Origin of the sequence: uncultured Tessaracoccus sp., assembly GCF_947255005.1 — a bacterium.
Lineage (GTDB): Bacteria > Actinomycetota > Actinomycetes > Propionibacteriales > Propionibacteriaceae > Arachnia.
On record NZ_CAMYFI010000128.1, the window covers coordinates 1 to 2,952 of the forward strand.

Annotated in this window: 4 protein-coding genes; 2 read left to right on the forward strand and 2 right to left on the reverse strand. The window is 58.3% G+C overall.

From position 1 onward, the window contains the following. A partial coding sequence (locus tag Q0X61_RS13150) for a hypothetical protein (protein ID WP_297743334.1) occupies positions 1–630 on the reverse strand: 630 nt, incomplete at its 3' end. Between the two features lie 15 nt (positions 631–645). Beyond that, entirely contained in the window at positions 646–840 is a 195-nt protein-coding gene (locus Q0X61_RS13155; RefSeq protein WP_108870515.1) for a hypothetical protein, read from the reverse strand. Positions 841–1,213: 373 nt separating this feature from the next. On the opposite strand from Q0X61_RS13155, the gene Q0X61_RS13475 reads away from it, so the two are divergent. Further along, positions 1,214–1,717, forward strand: a complete 504-nt coding sequence (locus Q0X61_RS13475) for a papain-like cysteine protease family protein (protein ID WP_367270756.1) — start codon at positions 1,214–1,216, stop codon at positions 1,715–1,717. A 101-nt stretch (positions 1,718–1,818) separates the two neighbouring features. Then, positions 1,819–2,448, forward strand: coding sequence for a hypothetical protein (locus tag Q0X61_RS13160; RefSeq protein ID WP_297743336.1), 630 nt, complete (start codon positions 1,819–1,821; stop codon positions 2,446–2,448). Positions 2,449–2,952: the final 504 nt, after the last annotated feature.

Consider the following 2,952-nt stretch of genomic DNA (forward strand, 5'->3'; position numbering starts at 1 on the left):
ATTCATCGATTCCATCCTTGCTTGAAGAACGGAACGAAACCCAGGGCGATTCACATCGACACCAAACGCGATGGCGACCTTGTCGTAGGCCCTGAGCACGTCCTTGTCCGGATCGACGTCGAGCCTGGGCAAGGCGACCATCTTCGGAAACTCTGGCCGCACCTGGAACAGTACGCTGTCGCTTTGAAGATCCCATTTGCACCGCCAACATCCTTGATGCACGGTGCCGAAGGTGCGCTCCACCTTGGTGCGATAGCCAGGACTTGAGGCCACCTTGGTGGTGGGAATGCGCTGCACCGCAACCTGCGACACTGCCCCTTCGGAGATGGTGATGTCCGACACCCGTGCTTCTTGCTCGAACAGATCTTTGATGGTGCGGGCGACTCGTTCCTGGTTCGCATCCGGTTCGGGTTGTGTTTCTGCAGCATCAATGATGAGCCGGCGGCGGCGTTGATCGTGCTTGGTGATCCGCACGTCAATCGCGAGCCGCCGCTGCACTGCCTCCAACGCTGCCTGACGCCAGCCCGGATCGTGCTCTTTGGCCACCGGGTCGTAGTCGATGATGACCCGCTGCGGCACCCCCGGCCACCCTTTCCAGCGGCGAGCGACCACTTTCGCGTGTTTCCCCATCAGCGGCTCCAACGCTTACACCACCGATTCCATGAGCTCGTGGCGGCGCGCAGCTCGAAGACCAGAGATCCCCACCACTCCACCCGCAACGGCTCCGCTGGCACCAATCCATCCGCTCAGATCACCGGCGCCCAGCAACGACGCGGCGGCAGCACCACCGACGCCGCCAGCGACCAGCGTGATGCTGGTGGGAACCCAGCTCTTGGGCATACTTGCCTCCCATCTCTTCTCACTGTTAGAAAGGAGACCCCCCGTGACACCCTGCTATATCGCACGCAATATCGGGTGCTGGCAAGGGACCATATAGGGGTCTCCCTACGATGACAGCCTCAACAGAGAGCCTGCTTTCTGGCTGAGGCTGCATCTTCGGCAGTCAAGGTTCCGGCAAGTCTCTACAGCTTCGCCATTTGAGCATGTCCGTCGTTACGCAGGTCCCACGTCAACCACGAGAAGCCCGTCCGGTTATACTTCGCTTAGCGATCAATGGAGATTGGGGATCATCATGGGGAATAAATCGAGGTGGAAGCTCCACAAGACAGCGCTAGCGCTGCTCATCACCGGGATGTTGTTCATCGGGACGAGCATGGCCGGAGCTTCTGTGTTCACCCTCCCCAACTTCAAGCAAGAACGGTCCAACTGGTGCTGGGCGGCTTCCTCCTTGATGATCATCAACTACTTGACGGGGAGCAAGCCTTCCCAGTGTTCTGTGGTCAAGAAGGGGAAGGCCTCAACTTCGTGCCCGAACGAGCCAGGCTCATTCGGTAGAGACATTCAGCGCGCATTGGACGCGTACGGTATCACTGATGGCTGGAGGGTCGGCGGGCCAACAGCGGAGAGCGTTGCCCGAACGTTGATAGATCAAAAGCGCCCAATCATGGTGCGCTACGGCTATCACTCGAGTGGGAAACGAACCGGTCATGTCGTCGTCCTCCGTGGGTACACCTGGAATCCAGGCGGTAAATATTACACCTACTCGTGGAACGACCCTGCGTCTGGGACCATCAAGTCTGGGAGATACACCTACCTCGTGAACAACTCCACTTGGCAATGGACTCATTCACGAACTGGGATGGGGAGGCAGAAATGAGAGCTCCGGGAATACTGTTGATCGTATTCGCTGCAACGCTCGTAACCTTTGCGTTACCTGCTACAGCATCGCCCGACCCCGAGCCGGAGATTCCTAACAGCGTGAGCGCGTGGCTCGCAGGCCCTGGACCTGCTGAGGTCAGTGAGGTCCGCTCCGACGAGCAGTGGGGGATGTCTGCATCGGATCTAGAACATGTCACTTTGGGGATTCCAGTCGCCCTCTACGCCTTCGATGACAGCTCGGAGCTCGTCGAAGCAAACCAGTGGGTAACCCCGTTCAGCATTGCGGGCAACCCTGCCGGCACAGCGACCCTCTGGGAGAACGCTCAAGGTGTCCTCGAACTAGCGGTCGTGGATAACGCACGCGACGACGCCTCCATGCTCGAATCGCTGGTGAATCTCCCCAATGCGAAACTGATCGAAGACCCCACCAGTGGTGCTCGCGTTACGTTCACGCCCCAGGATGACTCGATCCTCACAATCCAAGACAATACGTGGCAGAAGGAAGCTTCCTTCCAAGATCTCCAAGAGTTTGCCGAGACAGAGAACCAACTGGCTCGGGTAGAAGGCCCCACCGATGAGGTTGGTTCCGCCCGCCTGCATGGAACGCCAAGCAGCAGCGCCTCTACCGCACTACTTAGTCCAGTCCTCCTGATCGTCGGTGCGAGTCTGCTCATCACCGGGGTCATCCTGCTCATACCGAAGAAGCGGATAGCACAAGGTCGGCCATGAAACTTGAACGGCACACAGCCACGCGATTCGCGATCGGGATAGCTGGTTGTCTGATGTTTACTGGATGTTCCAATGATCTCGCGGGCGACACCCCTATCGCAGCTGATGGAATACCCAAACTAGCGGGCGAACTCACTAGCGTCGAAGGGGTGGTGAAGCTCATGGACAACGGTTGTTGGGAGCTTCGCGATGTCAACGACCATCAGCGGTGGATAATCTGGCCAAGCGGCACCAAACCGATAGAGGGTGGCGCCGCAGTGCGCCTACCAAACGGAGACACCATAACCCCTGATGAACGCATCACTGTAGAGGGACAGTTTTTCAGCAGAACTGACCTACCCCAAGGGGACAACCCCGACAGCATGTGGGGTTCCAAAGCAACCTACTGCCTCGGCGCCTACGAACAACCAGCCGAACTACTCTGCGCTGAAAAGGTCCACCTTCCCAAACCCAGCTGACTCGCTAGAAAGCTGCAGTCACTGTGAATCGCCCTGGGTTTCGTTC